General features: G+C 39.1%; 14 protein-coding genes. 5 read left to right on the top strand and 9 right to left on the bottom strand.

Features of this window, described 5'->3' with window-relative positions; all coding sequences use genetic code 11:
* Positions 1-34: 34 nt before the first annotated feature.
* The 3 genes from ACJMMI_RS01775 to ACJMMI_RS01765 form a co-directional block, all read right to left on the bottom strand.
* Positions 35-1084, bottom strand: a complete 1050-nt coding sequence (locus ACJMMI_RS01775; protein ID WP_405352941.1) for a transporter — start codon at positions 1082-1084, stop codon at positions 35-37.
* 158 nt (positions 1085-1242) lie between these two features.
* Complete coding sequence (locus tag ACJMMI_RS01770; protein WP_405352940.1) at positions 1243-2400, bottom strand: TIM44-like domain-containing protein; 1158 nt, start codon at positions 2398-2400, stop codon at positions 1243-1245.
* 136 nt (positions 2401-2536) lie between these two features.
* Complete coding sequence (locus ACJMMI_RS01765) at positions 2537-3610, bottom strand: TIM44-like domain-containing protein (protein WP_405352938.1); 1074 nt, start codon at positions 3608-3610, stop codon at positions 2537-2539.
* A gap of 307 nt (positions 3611-3917) precedes the next feature.
* Here ACJMMI_RS01765 and cysK point away from each other — a divergent pair, with 307 nt between their 5' ends.
* Positions 3918-4850 (top strand): cysteine synthase A, encoded by a 933-nt coding sequence (gene cysK, locus ACJMMI_RS01760; RefSeq protein ID WP_405352936.1) that lies wholly within the window; start codon positions 3918-3920, stop codon positions 4848-4850.
* A gap of 361 nt (positions 4851-5211) precedes the next feature.
* Positions 5212-5451 (top strand): hypothetical protein, encoded by a 240-nt coding sequence (locus ACJMMI_RS01755; RefSeq protein ID WP_405352934.1) that lies wholly within the window; start codon positions 5212-5214, stop codon positions 5449-5451.
* 73 nt (positions 5452-5524) lie between these two features.
* Here the strand turns inward: ACJMMI_RS01755 and ACJMMI_RS01750 are convergent, their stop codons facing one another.
* The gene (locus tag ACJMMI_RS01750; protein WP_405352933.1) at positions 5525-5962 is read right to left on the bottom strand and encodes an RrF2 family transcriptional regulator; all 438 of its coding nucleotides are present in this window, start codon (positions 5960-5962) and stop codon (positions 5525-5527) included.
* A gap of 467 nt (positions 5963-6429) precedes the next feature.
* Between ACJMMI_RS01750 and ACJMMI_RS01745 the strand changes: the two genes are divergently transcribed.
* Positions 6430-7728 carry an O-acetylhomoserine aminocarboxypropyltransferase/cysteine synthase family protein gene (locus ACJMMI_RS01745; protein WP_302704497.1) on the top strand — a complete coding sequence of 433 codons (1299 nt, stop codon included), beginning with the start codon at positions 6430-6432 and terminating at the stop codon, positions 7726-7728.
* 581 nt (positions 7729-8309) lie between these two features.
* Here ACJMMI_RS01745 and nrdG read toward each other — a convergent pair.
* The 3 genes from nrdG to ACJMMI_RS01730 all read right to left on the bottom strand — a co-directional run bounded on the left by nrdG (position 8310) and on the right by ACJMMI_RS01730 (position 12742).
* Complete coding sequence (nrdG, locus tag ACJMMI_RS01740; RefSeq protein ID WP_405352932.1) at positions 8310-8825, bottom strand: anaerobic ribonucleoside-triphosphate reductase activating protein; 516 nt, start codon at positions 8823-8825, stop codon at positions 8310-8312.
* 2 nt (positions 8826-8827) lie between these two features.
* Positions 8828-11194 (bottom strand): anaerobic ribonucleoside triphosphate reductase, encoded by a 2367-nt coding sequence (locus ACJMMI_RS01735; protein ID WP_405352930.1) that lies wholly within the window; start codon positions 11192-11194, stop codon positions 8828-8830.
* Positions 11195-11548: 354 nt separating this feature from the next.
* A complete protein-coding gene (locus ACJMMI_RS01730) occupies positions 11549-12742 on the bottom strand; it encodes a cation diffusion facilitator family transporter (RefSeq protein WP_405352928.1) in 1194 nt (397 codons plus the stop codon).
* 785 nt (positions 12743-13527) lie between these two features.
* Between ACJMMI_RS01730 and pyk the strand changes: the two genes are divergently transcribed.
* The gene (gene pyk / locus ACJMMI_RS01725) at positions 13528-14970 is read left to right on the top strand and encodes a pyruvate kinase (protein ID WP_405352926.1); all 1443 of its coding nucleotides are present in this window, start codon (positions 13528-13530) and stop codon (positions 14968-14970) included.
* Position 14971: 1 nt separating this feature from the next.
* Entirely contained in the window at positions 14972-15481 is a 510-nt protein-coding gene (locus ACJMMI_RS01720; RefSeq protein WP_405352924.1) for a shikimate kinase, read from the top strand.
* A 708-nt stretch (positions 15482-16189) separates the two neighbouring features.
* On the opposite strand, the gene ACJMMI_RS01715 is transcribed toward ACJMMI_RS01720, so the two are convergent.
* Together ACJMMI_RS01715 and ilvD are read right to left on the bottom strand one after the other, a co-directional pair.
* Positions 16190-18262 (bottom strand): elongation factor G, encoded by a 2073-nt coding sequence (locus tag ACJMMI_RS01715; RefSeq protein WP_405352922.1) that lies wholly within the window; start codon positions 18260-18262, stop codon positions 16190-16192.
* A 246-nt stretch (positions 18263-18508) separates the two neighbouring features.
* Positions 18509-19835 (bottom strand): dihydroxy-acid dehydratase (gene ilvD, locus ACJMMI_RS01710; RefSeq protein ID WP_405352920.1); only part of this gene is annotated, 1327 nt, incomplete at its 5' end.

The following is a 19835-nucleotide window of genomic DNA, read 5'->3' as shown; positions in this document are numbered from 1 at the left end:
AAATGAGGCTGATTATTATACCTCACTTCTTCAGTTAACAATATCTAAACGGATCATTTTCAATATAAATGCCCTGATCAACTGTATCATCACTAATTGCAGAATATTCACTGAGTATCCATGAATATTGATCCGAGGTTATTGTACTTCCGCAGTACTTACACTTGCCTGAGCTTGACATCTGAATCTTAGCACCGCAGTTAGGACAATAACGCATTTTTGGAGTACTGCTGTAAGTTTTTACATTAATATTTCGCATAAATTTAAGCGTATATCTAAGCTGATATCTTACATCAGGATCACCATACAGTACTTCCTTAGTATTTTCATCGATTTCATAATCTGTAAGTGTAGCCCGCAGATAAACCGTTACATATTCAAACTCTCTGTTTCTGCTATAAGCTGTAAGATATATGGCATCAATATCTATATCTTTTATAATGTTTATAACTCCGTCCTCAATCTTTTGCTCAATCTGTTTCTGAGTCTGATTATAAAGGTTATCGTGCAGATAAATTCTCACAGGTTCAAGATCTCTGTTCTTCCACGCATATTGAATAGCAGTATATATAAATTCCGAAAGCGAAATAAACTTTTTAATTAAAAAATTCGGATCATTTTCTTTAATAAGAGCAGCAATCTTTATTGTACGATCAGGCAGAACTACACTACTGCCCGCTGTTTGGTGGATTATTTTCTTTTTATAATAATTATCTGAAGATGTAATATCACTTCTTTTTTTCTTTTTAGAAGATTTTTTAAAAACTATTACAAAAAACACAATTGTAGGAATTTCTAAAAATACCGCGACTATAATGAACATACCGATACTTTCTTCATAAGAACTGCTTACTTTGTGGTAATCTGAGCCATGGCTGCTAAAACCGCCGCTTCCGCCTGAACCGCCACCGCCACTAAAGCCATTAGAATTACCAAAGTCAAGCGGAGGTATATTTAATTTTGCCTGTTGCAGCATTGTATATTGCGTTGCTTTGCCTGTAGTATTTGCATTTACAAAAGGAACGGCAAAAAGCATAATTATCGCTACAAATATGGCAGATGCCACAAGAAAAACTTTTTTCAATATTATACACCTATTTCAATATATTAAATTTAATATTATTTCAATAATTTTAGCGTATATAGTGCTAATTTGCAATTAATTAACACTAACAAAAAATGTAACTAACATTAACAAAATAGGGCTGAGGAATACTCCCAGCCCCTGACAGCAATTAAAAATTACTGACGATTATTCGGATTGTTCTGAGCATTGTTATTGTTTTCAATATAAATGCCCTGATCAACTGTATCGTTTCTGATTGAAGAATACTCGCTGAGTACCCATGAATACTGACCAGAAGTTATTGTACTTCCACAATATCTGCACTTGCCTGAGCTTGACATTTCAATCTGAGCACCGCAGTTAGGGCAATAACGCATTGTCGGGGTACTGCCGGAAGTTTTAACATTAAGATTTCTCACAAATTTAAGAGTATATCTGAGCTGATACCTTGCATTAGGATCACCACGCAATACCTGTTTGGTTTTTTCATTAATCTCATAATCTGTAAGTGTGGCCTTCAAGTAAACCGTTACATATTCAAGTTCCCTATCTCTACGATAAGCTGTGAGGTATGCGGTGTCAACATTTATATTATTAATAATGTTTACAACTCCGTTTGCAAGCTTCTTATCAATCTGCTTCTGAGTCTGATTATAAAGGTTATCGTGTAGATAAATTCTTACAGGTTCAAGATTTCTTTTGCTCCACGCATCTTGAATTGCAGCATATACATATCTCGCATAAGAAATGAAGTCCTCACCCGAAAAGCTTGGATCATTTTGTCTGATAAGACTATAGATCTGAGAAGTACGATCAGGAAGTATAACGCTTCTGCCTGCCGACTGTCTAATATTCTGATTTCTGTTCTGCTCTCTCCTTTTCTTACTTCTTTTTAAGAATATGCGGAGAAAGACCAGAATAAATATATTCAATCCACACGCAAGCAAAGCGATTATTATTACAGAGGAAATGAGTGCAATGCTTATTCCGGTTTTAGTACTGTCGGAAATAGAATCATCGGTTGAATTTCCATAATGGTGATAAGTACTGCTGTCATCATCATTATCATAGCTACTGTCCCAATCGTTGTCATCATCCCAATCGGAATCCCAATCATCATCGTCATCCCAGTCAGAATCACTGCCCCAATCAGAATCGCCGCTGTCGTAATCGTTATTGTCACCAAAATCAAGCGGAGGTATATTCACTTTTGCCTGTTGCAGCATTGTATATTGCGTTGCTTTGCCTGTAGTATTTGCATTTATAAAAGGAACGGCAAAAAATATAATTATCGCTACAAATATGGCAGATGCCACAAGAAAAACTTTTTTCAATATTATACACCCATTTCAGTATCACATTAAATTACTGTTATGGTAATAATTTTAGCATATATAGTATTAATTTGCAATTATTCAATATTAACAAAACGGGGCTGAGGAATCCCTCAGCCCCTGACAGCATTAAAAATTACTGGCGATTATTTGGATTGTTCTGAGCATTGTTGTCTTTTTCAATATAAATGCCCTGATCAACTGTATCGTTTCTGATTGAAGAATACTCGCTGAGTACCCATGAATACTGACCTGTTGTAATTGTACTGCCGCAGTATTCACACTTGCCTGAGCTTGACATCTCAAGAGGAGCACCGCAGTTTGGACAGCTGTGCGACTTGAGAGTCTGAGTGTTTGCACTTGTAGTCTTAATGCCTGAGTTACGGGCAAAGCGAAGTGCATATCTCAGCTCATATCTTGCATTAGGGTCACCACGAAGAACCTGACCTGTCTTTTCGTTTATCTCATAGTCTGTAAGACGGGCATTGAGGTAAACTGTAACATACTCAAACTCCTTATCTCTGCGATAAGCTGTGAGATAAGCTGTGCTTACGGCAACATTTTCAATCTTGTTAATTACGCCGTTTGCAATTTTACGCTCAATCTGCTTCTGAGTCTGATTATAAAGGTTATCATGAAGATAAATGCGTACAGGTGTCAGGTCACGCTTGCTCCACGCATCCTGAATTGTAACATATACATATCTTGAGAATGAAAGGAAGTCCTCTGCCGAGAAGTTCGGGTCGTTCTGTTTGATAAGGTCAGAAATTTGAGCTGTACGGTCAGGAAGAGTAACATTTCTGCCTGCTGACTGCTGAATTGTCTGAGATCTGCCAACAGTTGTAGAGCCGCCATTCTTTTTAGATTTTGAGCTTACACTACAAATTATTGCAATAACAATAATTACAACAATTACTGCTACAGTACCGCCAAAGCCAAGATTTCCACCACTACTGCCTGAACTGCTGTAATCCGAGCTATCTCCCCAGTCGGAACTTCCGCCCCAGTCTGAGCTGCCGCCCCAATCAGAGCCACCGCTGTCATAGTCGTTTGAATCACCAAAGTCAAGTGGTGGTATTCCTAAATCTGCTGATTGATTTGTATGTACCAACTGACTGTTTTCAATAACCGCCGCATTAGCTGACGGAATAGCCGTCAATGCGATTATTGCCATAAGAACAGTGAGTACAATTGAAAAACATTTTCTCAAAATTATATACCCTCCTTTTAATTGTGAGCATAAGCATTTGCTTATTATTGCAGTAATTTTATCATATATTGTAAAAAATTGCAATTATATTTACGTAATTGTATGTAAAAAATATTTCTTAAATTCTATGCACATTGAATATAAGGAAAAAAGCAAGTTTTTATTTTATTTTTTAATATTTTTAATTTAAAGTGTTGACAACCGAAAATGCCGGTGCTATAATAATACCTATAATTTATGTAGGTTTAATAAGAATTGAATTAATTACGGAAATCACTATACATTTTATTATAAAGGAGAATGCAATATGAAAATTTACGAGAAAATTACTGACCTCATTGGCAGAACACCAATTATGAAACTCAACAATTACTCGGCTGCTCAGGAGCTTAACACTCCTGTACTTGCAAAGCTTGAATATTTTAATCCTGCAGGAAGCGTTAAGGACAGAGTTGCAAAGGCAATGATTGATGACGCAGAGGAAAAGGGTTTGCTTACAGCAGATTCAGTAATTATTGAACCTACAAGTGGCAACACAGGTATTGGTCTTGCGGCAGTAGCTGCGGCAAGAGGCTACAGAATTATTCTTACAATGCCTGAAACAATGAGCGTTGAACGCAGAAATCTTCTTAAAGCATACGGTGCTGAGCTTGTACTTACAGACGGTGCAAAGGGTATGAAGGGTGCTATTGCAAAGGCTGATGAGCTTGCAAAAGAAATTCCGCACAGCTTTATTCCGGGTCAGTTTGTAAACCAGGCTAACCCTGCCGCTCACTTTGCTACAACAGGCCCGGAGATTTGGGAGGACACAGACGGTAAGGTTGATATTTTTGTTGCCGGTGTTGGCACAGGCGGTACTGTAACAGGCGTTGGCAAGTACCTTAAATCAAAGAACCCAAATGTTAAGATTGTTGCAGTTGAACCTGCTACTTCACCTGTACTTTCAAAGGGTGTTGCAGGCCCTCATAAAATTCAGGGTATCGGTGCAGGCTTTGTTCCTGAAACACTTGATACTAATGTATATGATGAAATCTTTGCAGTTGAGAACGAAGCTGCTTTTGAAACCGGCAAGGCTATTGCTCGTACAGAGGGTGTACTTGTAGGTATTTCTTCAGGTGCGGCAGTGTATGCGGCAACTCAGCTTGCAAAGCGTCCTGAGAATAAGGGTAAGGTAATCGTAGCACTTCTTCCTGACACAGGCGACCGTTACCTTTCAACTCCAATGTTCTCAGATAAATAATTTAACATCTATCCCCTGTAGTATTTTTAACAGACCTCAGAATTAAACTTGTTAATTTGGAGGTATGTTATTTTTATGGGCTATTTTGAATAGTTGGGGTAAATTATGGTTTAGAAACGGCCGGAAAATTTTGTTTGAATTAGCACAAACTTTATATCATGATAAATGGTTATATTTTTTATTTCAATATCTAAAATTTATCCGATTTTGTAGATAGCATATTATATTTTACAACATAAACATTGTAAAAAATGCCTTTTGAAACTTTTAAAATTTATTGTTAAAATAAGAAATGTGCAATAGGAAATGCACAATACAGAACGATATTTTGAGATATGACGCTAAAGAGAGGTAACTATTTATGAAACGAATTAAATCCGCTTGCATTATTCAAACACTTTGTTTTTCAAATCATGATGGAGTTACAACAGAATATGCAAAAAACCTAATTAAACAGGAGTACGAAAAATATAAAATGCAATTAGATAAAAGTGGTGCAAAATATAAAATTTTATCTGAAACTCAAAAAGAAAACGGCTCGATTGTTGTTGAAATAAAAAAGCAGTACAATACTTCACCAATCGGAGATTATTTTGATTAACTATTCAAACACAAAGCCATCTTTGACACAAATCAAAGATGGCTTTTAGATTCTTCTATAACGCTATTTTTAATCAGATTACATAGTCATTGCCAATGCTCTCTGCCTGACGGTCGATAATATCCTGAATTGTAATACCATCAAGATATTTTGTGATAACCTCATTAAGACCCTGCCATACAGGCAATGTAATACACTCATCACTCATAGGGCAAGTGTTTGGGTCGTGGTCAAGACAGGCAACCGGAGCAAGGCTTCCTTCTGTTATACGCAGAATTTCTCCTACTGTATATTGGTCAGGAGTTCTTGCAAGGCGGTATCCACCCTGAAAACCTCTGTTTGTAAGTAACACATCAGCTTTATTAAGAATAGGCATAATCTGCTCAAGATACTTTTTTGAAATATTCTGACGAGCCGCAATATCTTTAAGTGCAATATAACCGTCATTCTGGTGCATTGCCAAATCTATAAGCATTCGTAATGCGTATCTTCCCTTTGTTGAAATCTTCAAATTAACACCACCTTTTTCTAAATATTTGCAAAAATCATAGCATTTATCTATAACATAATAATAACATATATTTAGTAGGTTTTCAAGTTGTTTTTTAACCGATTTATGTTTTATTTATCATTAATATAATATACATAATCCATAATACTGCAAATATGTTGTAAAAATGGCAAATATTGCTTTAAAAACCTACTAAACAAATATATTTTAAGAAATTTTAAAAATAGTATTGACAACCGTTAAATTATATGATAATATACAATCACATTAAACCTATGTAATTAGTAAGTTTTAGCAAAGGAGAATTCTAATGCTTCTATTATTTGTAAACCTTTTAAGACAAAACTACCGATACGGACGAATGTGCAGTACCTCAGACTGCTGTTGTTGATACAGCAAAAACTACTACAACATCTTTATTATAACATTATAACAAACTAAATTAATTTTTGAAAGAGGTAAATAAAATGAGCACATTAAAAGATAGAAAATTACACTTTGAAACACTTCAGCTTCATGTAGGACAGGAATCAGCAGACCCAGTAACAGACGCAAGAGCAGTTCCGATTTACGCAACTACTTCTTATGTATTCCACAACAGCCAGCACGCTGCTGACCGCTTTGCACTTAAAGATGCAGGCAACATTTACGGCAGACTTACAAACCCTACAGAAGATATTTTTGAACAGAGAATTGCAGCTCTTGAGGGTGGTACAGCTGCTCTTGCAGTAGCTTCCGGTGCAGCTGCAATCGCATATACAATTCAGGCTCTTGCTAAAGCAGGCGAAAACATCGTAGCTGCTAAGACAATCTACGGCGGCACATATAACCTTCTTGAGCACACACTTCCGGCTTACGGCATTACAACAACATTTGTTGACCCGGACGAAGATGGTGCATTTGAGAACGCTATTGATGAGAACACAAAGGCTCTTTACATTGAAACTTTAGGCAATCCAAACGCTAACCTTATTGATATTGAGGCTCTCGCTAAGATTGCACACGCACACAACATTCCACTCGTTGTTGACAGCACATTTGCAACACCTTACCTTGTAAGACCATTTGAGTACGGTGCAGATATTGTTGTTCACTCAGCTACAAAGTTCATCGGCGGTCATGGCACAGCAATCGGCGGTGTAATTATTGAGAGCGGTAAGTTTGACTGGGCTGCTTCAGGCAAGTTCCCACAGTTTGCAGAGCCAAACCCATCATACCACGGTGCTGTATTTACACAGGCTGCTCCGGGTGCTGCTTTTGTAACATACATCAGAGCAATTCTTCTTCGTGATACAGGTGCTACAATCTCTCCTTTCCACGCATTCATCTTCTTACAGGGTCTTGAAACACTTTCACTCCGTGTTGAGCGTCATGTAGAAAACACAAAGAAAGTTCTTGAATTCCTTGTAAATCATCCACAAGTTGAGAGTGTGAACCACCCATCACTTCCAAACTCACCATATAAGGCACTTTATGACAAGTACTTCCCTAACGGCGGTGGTTCAATCTTTACTTTTGAAATCAAGGGTACAGAAGAAGACGCTAAGAAGTTCATTGATAATCTCCAGGTATTCTCACTTCTTGCAAATGTAGCAGATGTTAAGTCACTTGCTATTCACCCGGCTTCAACTACACACTCACAGCTCAATGAGCAGGAGCTTGCAGAGCAGGGCATTAAGCCAAACACAATTCGTCTTTCAATCGGTACAGAGCATATTGACGATATTCTCTTTGACTTACAGGAAGCTTTTGAGGCTATTAAATAATCAAATCACATAATTCAAATATTTACGGACTGCATTTTGTGTGCAGTCCGTATTTTGTTTATTACGGGTTAGTACACAGTTTAAAACAAATAATTTTAAAATTTAGGTCGAGCCTTTTTAAAGGCTCGTGGGTTTGGGCAAAGCCCAAGAAAAGTTGTATTTATTGCAAATTTTCAGGCACAAACAGCAACGCTGTTTGTGTGCTAAAGCAAGATTTGACAAAACAGACGACAGCCTTTTATAAAAGAAATAATTACTTTTTTCAATATATAATGAATGGTTTTTCTTGTTGCTGTCGCAGTTATAAAGCTTTCACTATTGTGTTCAAGCCGCCAAACAGCAGGCTGTTTGGCTATCAGAGCCTTGCGTTAGTTTAAAGTATTGTGGGCTTTGCCCACACCCACAACCTTTGAAAAAGGTTGACCAAATTTTTATTTTCGAGTATAAAGTCTGTGCTGATTCAAAGAAAATTTCCCGACCGTTGCTAAACCATAATTTACCCCAACATTTGATTAAGAACCCTTTTAATAAAAACCAACAAAACACAAAACCTGCGTTATACTCAACAACGCAGGTTTTATTTATATATCATAATTTTCAACTACTGTATTACTTTCAAGGCTTTTCTTAACATCAATTATACGCTGATTTCGGCTGCCTCTGAATTTTAGCATAAGGCTTTTTTCTTCAAGAATAAATCTGCCGTCAATCAGATAATCAGTCTGCTTTAACAAATTGATCCACTCAGGGTGTTTCTTTGCTCCCTCAAGCAGTTTTTCGTAGGTATAGCCTGTGTATGTAACTACATTATATCCGTTCTCGTGTGCGAGTCTGCCAAGCTCGGCAAATGCCTCTGCCTGACAAAACGGTTCGCCACCCGAAAATGTAAGTCCCTGCAAAAGAGGAAGTGACTTTGCAACATTGATAATCTTCTCAACCTTGCCGTCAAAACCGCCGCTAAAGTCCCATGTCTTTTCGTTATGGCAGCCTTCACAATGATGAGGACAGCCCTGGCAAAAGACTGTAAGCCTAAAGCCCGGACCGTCAACTATACTGTTTTTTATAACACCCGAAAGTCTTAAAATATCTTTACTCATAATTATGCTGTAATATCATCTGAAAAGTCTTCCATACTGCAACATTCAGAAACAGAGTGCTTTACCCTATCTCTTACTTCGGCAGCCTTTGCGTTATTAAAACGCTCTGTTGTGCCTACAAGGTAGCCTGTAATTCTGCGGATACGCTCAAAGCCCTGACCGTTCTTGGTTTCTTTTCTTCCACACTGTGGGCAATAGTCACCAATAATACCTGTATGACCACAAACAGGGTCACGATCAACAGGGTGGTTGATTGCACCGTAACCAATTCCGCTCTCTTTCATACAACGGATAACAGCCTCGAATGCGTCAATGTTCTGTGACGGATCACCGTCAAGCTCAATATATGAGATATGACCGCCGTTTGTAAGATTATGGTAAGGTGCTTCAATCTTAATCTTGTCAAAAGCAGAAATATTGTAATAAACAGGTACATGGAATGAGTTTGTGTAGTACTCTCTGTCTGTAACACCGGGAATAATGCCGAAACGCTTTTTATCAATTCTTACAAATCTGCCTGACAAACCTTCGGCAGGAGTGCCGATAACACCGAAGTTGAGCTTATATTTCTCAGTAGCTTCGTTCATTTTCTTTCTCATATAACCAACGATCTCAAGACCAAGCTTCTGAGAAGTTTCGCTTTCACCATGGTGCTTACCTGTAAGAACAACAAGACACTCTGCAAGACCGATAAAACCGATTGTGAGTGAGCCATGCTTTAATACTTCTCTTACAGAATCGTTAGGTGTCAGCTTGTCACTGTCGAGCCAAATGCCCTGTCCCATAAGGAACGGATAGTTTCTGACAAGCTTCTGACACTGAATTTCAAAACGCTCAAGGAGCTGACCAACAACGAGGTCACACATTCTGTCGAGCTGTTCAAAGAAGAAATCAATATTCTTGTTTGAAAGAATAGCAAGTCTTGGGAGGTTGATTGAAGTAAAGCTTAAATTACCTCTGCCGTAAGTAATTTCTCTGTCAGGGTCATAAACATTGCCCATAACTCTTGTACGGCAACCCATATATGCAACCTCAGTTTCAGGATGACCCGGCTTGTAATACTGGAGGTTGTATGGAGCGTCAATGAATGAGAAGTTAGGGAAAAGTCTTTTTGCAGAAACTCTCATAGAAAGCTTGTACAAATCGTAGTTCTTATCCTCAGGATTGTAGTTAATGCCCTCTTTTACTTTGAAAATTTGAATTGGGAAGATTGGAGTTTCGCCGTTGCCAAGACCTCTTTCAGTAGCATAAAGGAGGTTTTTCATAACAAGTCTGCCCTCAGGAGAAGTGTCTGTACCATAGTTAAGTGAGCTGAACGGAATCTGAGCACCTGCTCTTGAGTGCATAGTGTTGAGGTTGTGGATAAGTGCTTCCATAGCCTGGAATGTTGCCTTGTCAGTTTCCGCCTCAGCGTGCTTGAATGCAAAACGCTGAATTTTCTCTGCAATCTTATTCTCAAATTTTTCTTTAAGTAAAGCAAGCTCTTCCTTTTTATAATTTGGTGTCTGATTTTCGAGTGTTGGCCACTCACCGCTTGCCTCTTCTGCTTTCTCGCAGATTTCCTTTACTGTAGCATCAGGATCTTCAACATCTGTCAAAAGCTCAATAGCTCTTTCAAGGTTAATTCTGTAACGCTTTCTGTATGTTTTTTTAACACCGGGAGCCATTGAGTAGTCAAAGTTTGGCACACTCTGACCGCCGTGCTGGTCGTTCTGGTTAGACTGAATTGCAATACAAGCAAGTGCTGAGTAAGATGCAATATCATTTGGCTCTCTTAAATAGCCGTGACCTGTTGAAAAACCACCCTTAAAAAGGCTTACAAGGTCAATCTGGCAACAGGTTGTTGTGAGAGTAAAGAAATCAAGGTCGTGAATATGAATATCACCGTCACGATGAGCCTTTGAATACTTAGGGTCAAGAATATACATCTCGTTGAACTGCTTTGCACCCTCTGAGCCGTACTTGAGCATTGTGCCCATAGCTGTATCGCCGTCAATGTTTGCATTTTCACGCTTAACATCGTTGTCCTTAGCTGATTTAAAAGTAAGATCCTCATAAATCTTCATAAGCTTTGTGTTCATTTCACGAACTCTTGTACGCTCTGCACGATAAAGGATATATTCCTTGGCTGTTCTTGCGTGGCCGTTCTCAATGAGTACCTTTTCAACGGCATCCTGTGCCTGCTCAACGGTAGGGGCTTTATCTCCACACTTTTCTTCAAGCAAGTCGCTTACCTGTATTGCAAGAGCCTTTGCAGCCTCGTAATCATTACCGCCGATTGCCTGAGCAGCCTTATAAATGGCTTGTGTTATTTTTTCCAAGTCAAAATTTGCTTCTCGTCCGTCACGCTTAATAATTTTTGTTATCATTTCTGTTCCTCCCACATTCATTATTACTATATCTTCAATATGTAGTTATTATTTTATTAAGTTCAACTATATGTTGTGGTACACATACAGTCGAACACAAGCTTTATTCTATCACAAACTAAAGCTTTATTCAATCGGCAAACTGACAAAAACAGATTTTATTATTTGTTTAATTTGAGCAATTTTTTTAGGATAATTGCAAATTAGAATATTACAAAAATTTTCTATAATATGTGACCACTTGCCATGCACACCACAATATCTTGTATATTGTTATTAAACTGCCATAACAAACCCACTAAAGCAAAGCAAAAAGCAATCAAGCAGCAAAATTCAGCCTGATTGCTTTTACGCTTAAATTTTTATATTACCGCCACATTCAAGGCAGATTTTATCTATGTGTATCATAGGCACAAGTTTTGTGTCTATCTGAGCAATTTTTTTCTTGACGGCAATTAATGCATCTGCCTCTTTCAGTTTACATTCAGGAGGTACAACAAGGTCAAAAAGCACTCTCTGCTGTTCCTCGCCCTTAACAATTCTGAAATCGTGCAAGCTGAGTGCGGAGTCAATATCGGCAAGTGACTCTGTGATTTTCTCTTTTAATTCAATAGTATATTCGTCAGAAACCGCAATCGGGTCCATATGAATTGTCACTATACAATTATGCTCCTTCTGAATTTTCTGCTCAAGCCTGTCGATAACATCGTGAGCCTTCATAATATCTACATCATACGGCACTTCTGCGTGGAAAGAAATTATACATCTTCCCGGACCGTAATCGTGAATAAGCAAATCGTGAATACCTGTAATCAATTCTGTTGACAGCACAGTTTCTCTGATTTCATCAACAAATTCAGGGTCGGGGGTGTTGCCAAGCAATGGCGAAAGGCTCTCTTTAAAGGTGCTTATACCTGTGTAAAGAATAAATCCTGCTACAGCACAGCCAAGCCAACCGTCAATATTTACACCTGTCACAGCTGAGATACCCAAGCCGATGAGGACTACCGAAGTTGCAATGCAGTCTGTGAGTGAGTCCATTGCGGTTGCCTTTAGAGTTGATGAGGAAATTTTCTTTGACATTGCTCTGTTAAAGAAAAACATCCACAGCTTTACGCAGATTGAGCCGATTAAAATGAAAATTGAAAGCAAGGTAATTGCTGTGCCGTCCTCAGGGGTAATTATCTTTTCTATAGATGACTTCAAAAGCTCTGCACCCACAAGCACGATTGCACATGAAATGCCCAGTCCTGCGACATATTCGTATCTGCCGTGTCCGTACGGATGTTCCTCGTCAGCAGGTCTGCTTGCAAGCTTGAAGCCTAAAAAGGTTACTACCGAGCTGCCTGCGTCGGAAAGGTTGTTGAAAGCGTCTGCCGTTACAGAAATTGAGGCGGTCAGAATACCTGAAAGGAGTTTTGCTCCAAATAAAATCAAGTTCAGAATAATTCCAAGCACACCCGAAAAATTACCACAGGCTGTGCGAACCTGTGGATTTTTTGTATCGTCATAATTTTTTATGAATTTTGAAAGTATAAAATCCAGCAACTAAAACACCACTTAATTTTTATTAAGCCATAAAATGGCATTAACAATAATTTAGCACAGTATAATAAAGTTAGTCAAGAGAAACAGGAGTATTCTAAATGTTTGGTGAATCTAAAAATTGGGTTGTCGATTTTACTTTTTCAAAACAAAAAAATTTGATCAACCTTTTTCAAAGGTTGTGGGTGTGGGCAAAGCCCACAATACTTTTTGATTACGTAAATTTCTGATAGCCAAACAGCCTGCTGTTTGGCGGCTTGAACACAACAGTGAAATCCTTATAATTGCGACAGCATCAAAAAAAACCATTTTTCTTTATTATTTGTTAATGAAGTATTTCTTTTAAAAGGCTATCGCCTGTTTTATCAAACCTTGCTTTAACACACAAACAGCGTTGCTGTTTGTGCTTGAAAATTTGCTATGAAAACAACTTTTTTGGGCTTTGCCCAAACCTACGAGCCTTTAAAAAGGCTCGACCTAAATTTTTTTGTCCGAGCAGAAAGCATAGGCGATCTTAATACTTTTAATTCCCGACCATTACTAAGTCATTGTCGGGAACAAGAAAACTATTATTTAGCAAACTATCTTCTCGTAATAAAAACCATAATTTATCAATATTACCTCAACATTTAAAACAGAACCTTTTTGTATTTAGGCATAAAATTCCATAATCAAATTATAATTTTACACAATATTTATTGAAAAACTTACAGGTATGGTATATAATATAAATTAAGGAAATTTTGGGTATTATTGAAGACAGTATTTGATTTTATATGGAGGTTATTATGAGAAAGACTAAAATTGTTTGTACCATTGGTCCTGCTTGCAACAACAAAGAAACTCTGCTTGAAATGATCAACGCAGGTATGAATGTTGCTCGTATCAATATGTCACACGGTGCATATGACGATTTGGAAAACACTTTTAAAGTTCTCAAAGAGGCTATTGCAGAGAGTGGCAAGGTAGTGTCAATTTTGCTTGATACAAAAGGCCCTGAGGTAAGAGTATGTACCTTTGAAAACGGCAGCATTGAGCTTGTTGAGGATCAGCTTTTCAGTCTTTGTAAAAATAAAGAGGTTGGCGATGAAACAGGCGTTGCAATTTCTTTCCCGAAGCTTGTTGATTTGTTTAACGCCGACGGAGCAACTGCTATTGGCAGAGAATTGCTTTTAGATGACGGCCTTATTTCAATCGTTGTTGACAGTATGACACCTAACGAAATTATTTGTAAGGTTAAAAAAGGCGGTACACTCAAAAACAGAAAGAGCATTAATATTCCAGGCTATCACATCAATATGCCATATGTAAGTGCTCAGGACAGAAAAGATATTGAATTTGGTCTTACTCATGGTGCAAATGTTGTTGCGGCTTCATTTGTGCGTACACACGAAGATGTGGCTACATTAAGAGATTTTATTGACAGCCTTGGCTTTGAATATGTAGAAATCATCGCAAAGATTGAAAATCAGAGCGGTGTTGACGATATGGACGCTATTATTGATTGTGCCGACGGCATTATGGTTGCCAGAGGAGATATGGGCGTTGAAATCCCATTTATCAAGCTTCCTGAAATTCAGAAAACACTTATCAGAAAATGTGTTGCAAGAGGTAAGTATGTAATTACAGCTACTCAGATGCTTGAGAGTATGACATCTTCACCTCGTCCTACCAGAGCGGAAATTAGCGATGTTGCCAATGCTGTATATGATGGCACAAGTGCGGTTATGCTTTCGGGCGAGTCTGCGGCGGGTAAATATCCTGTAGAGAGCGTTAAGGCTCTTGACGCTATTTGCTTTGAGGCTGAGCAGAACGGTGAGTTCACAGCACTCAAGGATTACATTGAGCATCACAGTGTTCCGGACAGCAACCCGATTCGTGGCAGTATTTGCAGAGCGGCAAGAGATATTGCTCATCAGGTAGGTGCAAGAGCAATTATTGTTGAAAGTGCAACAGGTAAGGTCGCAAGAGCAATGGTGCATTTCCGCCCTGATGTTCCGATTATTGCGGTTGTTACATCATCACTTGTTTGTAAAAAGCTTTGCCTTAACTGGGGTATTACAGCACTTATCGGTGAGGAAAAGAAAACTTCTGATGCAATTACTAAGCAGGCAATGGAAAAGGCTTTAAGCACAGGCTACTTTAAGAAGGGTGACATTGTTGTAGTAATTTCATCAAACAGAACAGCACCAACCTCAAGCACAGACTCTCTCAATGTAAGGATTTTATAATATGAACAATAACATTATACTTATAGGAATGCCGGGTTCAGGCAAAAGCACACTCGGTGTTCTGCTTGCAAAATACAGCGGTTATTCATTCGTGGATTTAGACTTGATTATCACTAAAAAAACAGGCAAAAAGCTGCAGAGAATACTTGATGAAGACGGCTATGACGCATTTTTAAAGATTGAAAATCAGGTAGGCAAAGAGCTTGAATGTGAAAAAACTGTTGTGGCAACAGGCGGCTCAATGGTGCTTAGTGCAGAGGGTATGGAGCATCTCAAGAAGATTGGTACTGTTGTGTATATCAATGTTCCGATTGACGAAATCACACGCAGAGTTACAAATGTGGCAACAAGAGGAATTGCTTTTAAAGACGGTGAAAATCTTAATGATGTTTTTAAAGAGAGAACACCGCTTTACGAGAAGTACGCAGATGTAACAGTTGATTTTGAAAATGCGGCAAACCTCGAAAAAACCGTTGATAAAATTATGGAAAAATTAAATCTTCATAAGTGATTGTTAAAGCATCGATTTGAAAAAGTCGGTGCTTTTTGCTTTTGTAAAAATTGGCAAATTAAGAAATTGCGGCTCTATGACAATAGTTGGGGAAAATTGTGGTTTAGCAACGGTCGGGAATTTTTTGCTTGAATTATTACAGACTTTATACTCGGACATAAAAATTTGGTCAACCTTTTTCAAAGGTTGTGGGTTTGGGCAAAGCCCACAATACTTTTAAGCTAACGCAAGGTTTTGATAGCCAAACAGCCTGCTGTTTGGCGGCTTGAACGCAATGGCAAAAGCTTTATAATTGCGACAGCAATACAAAACAAAAAAGACATTCTTTTTATATTTATAAATTATTTCTTATTTTAAAAGACTGTCGCCTGTTTTGTCAAACATTGCTTTAGCAGACAAACAGCGTTGCTGTTTGTGTCGGAAAATTTGCAATGAAAACAGCTTTCTTGGGCGTTGCCCAAATCCACGAGCCTTTAAAAAGGCTCGACCTAAATTTCTTTGTCCGAGCAGAAAGCATAGACAAATTTAAAGTTTTTAACTCCCGACCGTAATTTATTGTCGGGAACAAGGGAATTATTATTTTGCAAACTATCTCCTCGTAATAAAAACCATAATTTACCCCAACTATTAAAAAACCGAAACACTTGATAAATAACCGATAAACAAATCCCATTACAGAAAAAACTGCAATGGGATTAAAATTTTTCTTTATTCGGCGTCAGCCTTTGCCTTATCAATTATTTTTTGAGCAACATTGGCAGGAGCGTCCTCGTATCTTGCAAAAGCAAATTCAAAGCTTCCTCTGCCCTGTGTTACCTGACGAAGATAGGTAGCGAAATCGTCCATTTCTGCCATCGGCACTTCTGCCTCAACAATCTGCATACCGCTGTCCTCGGCAGGAGTCATACCGAGCACTCTGCCTCTACGCTTATTTACCTCACCCATTACATCGCCCATATTTGAATCAGGCAATGTAACCTTGAGTGAGCCGATTGGCTCAAGAAGTGTAGGAGAAGCATTTGGAATACCATTCTTATATGCCATACTTGCGGCAGTTTTAAATGACATTTCAGATGAATCAACAGGGTGGTATGAGCCGTCATAAAGTGTGGCTCTGATACCTACCATCGGATAACCGGCAAGCACGCCCTTTTTGATTGAGTCACGCAAGCCTTTTTCTACTGCCGGGAAGAAGTTCTTTGGAACTGCACCGCCAACAACTCTTTCGGCAAACTCAAGGCCTTCGCTCTCGCAAGGCTCAAACTCAATCCAAACATCACCGAACTGACCGTGACCGCCGGACTGTTTTTTATATCTGCCCTGAGCAGAAACCTTTTTCCTTATGGTTTCACGATATGCGATTTTCTGCTTTTTAAGAACTGCATCTACATTGAATTTTGATTTAAGCTTAGAAATTACTACATCAAGGTGCTGTTCACCAAGACCCGAAATAAGCATTTCGTGTGTTTCATGATTTGTTACATATTTAATAGTAGGGTCTTCCTCGCTGAGCTTTGCAAGTCCCTGTGCAACCTTATCCTCATCGCCCTTTGTAGCAGGATAAATTGCCATTGTATAAGAAGATACAGGATAATCAATACCCTCAAGTACAACCTTTCTGAGCGGAGAACAAAGTGTGTCGCCGGTTTTTACAGACGCAAGCTTTGGAATTGCACCAATATCGCCCGCACCGATATAATCGGTTTCTACCTGCTTTTTACCTCTAACTGTAAGCACCTTGCCGATTCTCTCCTGTGTGCCTGTTCTCATATTCACAAGCGGAGTGTCAGAACTTACCTTGCCCGATACAACCTTGATGTATGAAAGCTTGCCGACAAACGGGTCAACAACAGTTTTGAATACCACTGCGGCAGCCGCTGCGTTTTCGTTTACGCTGATTTCAACAGGCTCTCCGTCAACATCAACAGCAATTTCCTCGCCCTTATCGGCAGCAGTTGGAGCAAGCCATACAAGGCTGTTTAAAAACTGATCAAATGCAAAAGTATTATGAGCGTCACCACAGAATACAGGGCAGATTGTGCCGTCCTTAACGCCCTTGCTTACACCGAGAATGATTTCCTCAGGAGTAAATTCTTCGCCCATAATAAATTTATCAAGAAGCTCTTCGCTGGTTTCTGCAACAGCCTCTTTAATGGCCTCACGCAAGCCCTCAAGCCTGTCGCCCATATCAGGGAGCGGTGTTTGCACAACAGAGCCGTCTGTATCATACTTATAAGCCTTATAATCAAAAAGGTTTACATATGTATTTGCCTGACCGTCAACAATATATGGAACAACAACAGGACAAACTGCCGGACCGAATGTAGCCTTTAAGCTCTCAAATACACGATAGAATCTGGCACTTTCGTCACAAAGACCGTTTACAAAGAAAATCTTTGTAAGTCCTGCCTTGGTGGCAGCCTTAACAGCCTTTTCTGTGCCGACATTTACACCGTCTTTGCCCGATACTACGATAAGTGCTGAGTCGGCGGCACGCATACCCTCTGCAACACCGCCCTCAAAGTCGAACAAACCGGGGGTATCTATAATATTAATTTTGGTATTTTTCCATTCAATAGGTGCAACCGAAGTTAAAATTGAAGTCTGACGCTTAATTTCTTCGCTGTCATAATCAAGAACGGTGTTACCGTCTGCAATATTACCAAGTCTTTCAGATGCCTTTGCAAGATATATCATACTCTCGGCAACAGATGTTTTACCACAGCCACCGTGACCTGCAAGGGCAATGTTCAATATTTTTTTTGCATTGTATTGTTTCAAAAGAAACACTCCTTTCGGGATATATATTCAAATCTTTAGCGTTTTCGACAATTAGTAATCAACTTACTTGTTAATTATAGCATATTTGTATAAAACTTACAATAGAAATTTGGCGGAAAGCTAAAAAATTAACTCCTTGCCTAATAAGGCAAGGAGTTAATTGTGCAAATTGCTTATTTTATTAAATCTGAATGTTTAAAACATAAAAATTCGAAAGGTTTTTTGTGCAATTATACTAATCAGAAATTACTCAAGAACAGCACCCTGAGCACCTGAAGTTACAAGCTTTGCATAACGAGCAAGATAGCCTGTTGTAATCTTTGGCTGACGAGGCTTCCACTCAGCTTTACGCTTAGCAAACTCTTCGTCAGAAATAAGTAAATTAATTGTGTTTGCGTTGATGTCAATCTCGATTGTATCGCCCTCTTCAACAAGTGCGATAGGACCGCCGACTGCTGCCTCCGGTGAAATATGACCGATAGCAGCACCTCTTGTAGCACCCGAGAAACGGCCGTCTGTAATAAGAGCTACGCAATGGCCAAGACCGCTGCCCATAATAGCAGAGGTTGGGTTAAGCATTTCTCTCATACCCGGACCACCCTTAGGACCTTCGTAACGGATAACAACAACATCACCCGGATTAATCTTGCCTGCGTGGATAGCATCAATAGCGTCCTCTTCGCAGTCAAATACTCTTGCGTTGCCCTTGTGCTGCATCATCTCAGGAGCAACGGCACTTCTCTTAACTACACAGCCGTCCGGAGCAAGGTTGCCCTTGAGCACAGCGATGCCGCCTGATGTGCTGTACGGATTTGTAACAGGGCGGATAATGTCTGTATCCTTAATCTCGCAGCCCTCAATATTCTCGGCAACTGTCCTGCCTGTAGCTGTAATAAGATCTGTGTTAAGAAGATTAAGCTTTGTAAGCTCGTTCATAACAGCATATACACCGCCTGCTTCGTTGAGGTCTTCCATATAAGTATGACCCGCAGGAGCAAGGTGGCAGAGGTTTGGAGTTTTTGCACTGATTTCGTTTGCAATTTCAAGGTTAAGCTTAACACCTGCTTCCTTAGCAATAGCAGGAAGGTGAAGCATTGTATTTGTTGAACAACCGAGAGCCATATCAACTGTAAGAGCATTCATAAATGCCTTTTCTGTCATAATATCAAGTGGGCGAATGTTCTTTTCGAGCAATTCCATAACCTTCATACCTGCATGCTTTGCAAGCTTGATTCTCTCGGAATAAACAGCCGGAATTGTACCGTTGCCCTGTAAACCCATACCGATAGCCTCGGTAAGGCAGTTCATACTGTTTGCTGTGTACATACCTGAGCAAGAACCGCATGATGGGCAAGCCTTGTTCTCAAATTCGCAAAGCTCCTCAGCAGAAATCTTGTTTGCTGTGTAAGCACCAACAGCCTCAAACATACTTGAAAGGCTTGTCTTTTTGCCCTTTACATGACCTGCGAGCATTGGACCGCCGCTTACGAATACAGTAGGTACATTAATTCTTGCAGCAGCCATTAAAAGACCCGGAACATTCTTATCGCAGTTAGGAACCATTACAAGTGCG

Origin of the sequence: Ruminococcus sp., from assembly GCF_045129435.1 — a bacterium.
Classification (GTDB): Bacteria; Bacillota; Clostridia; order Oscillospirales; family Acutalibacteraceae; genus Ruminococcoides.
This window is presented reverse-complemented; position numbering and strand designations above follow the sequence as displayed.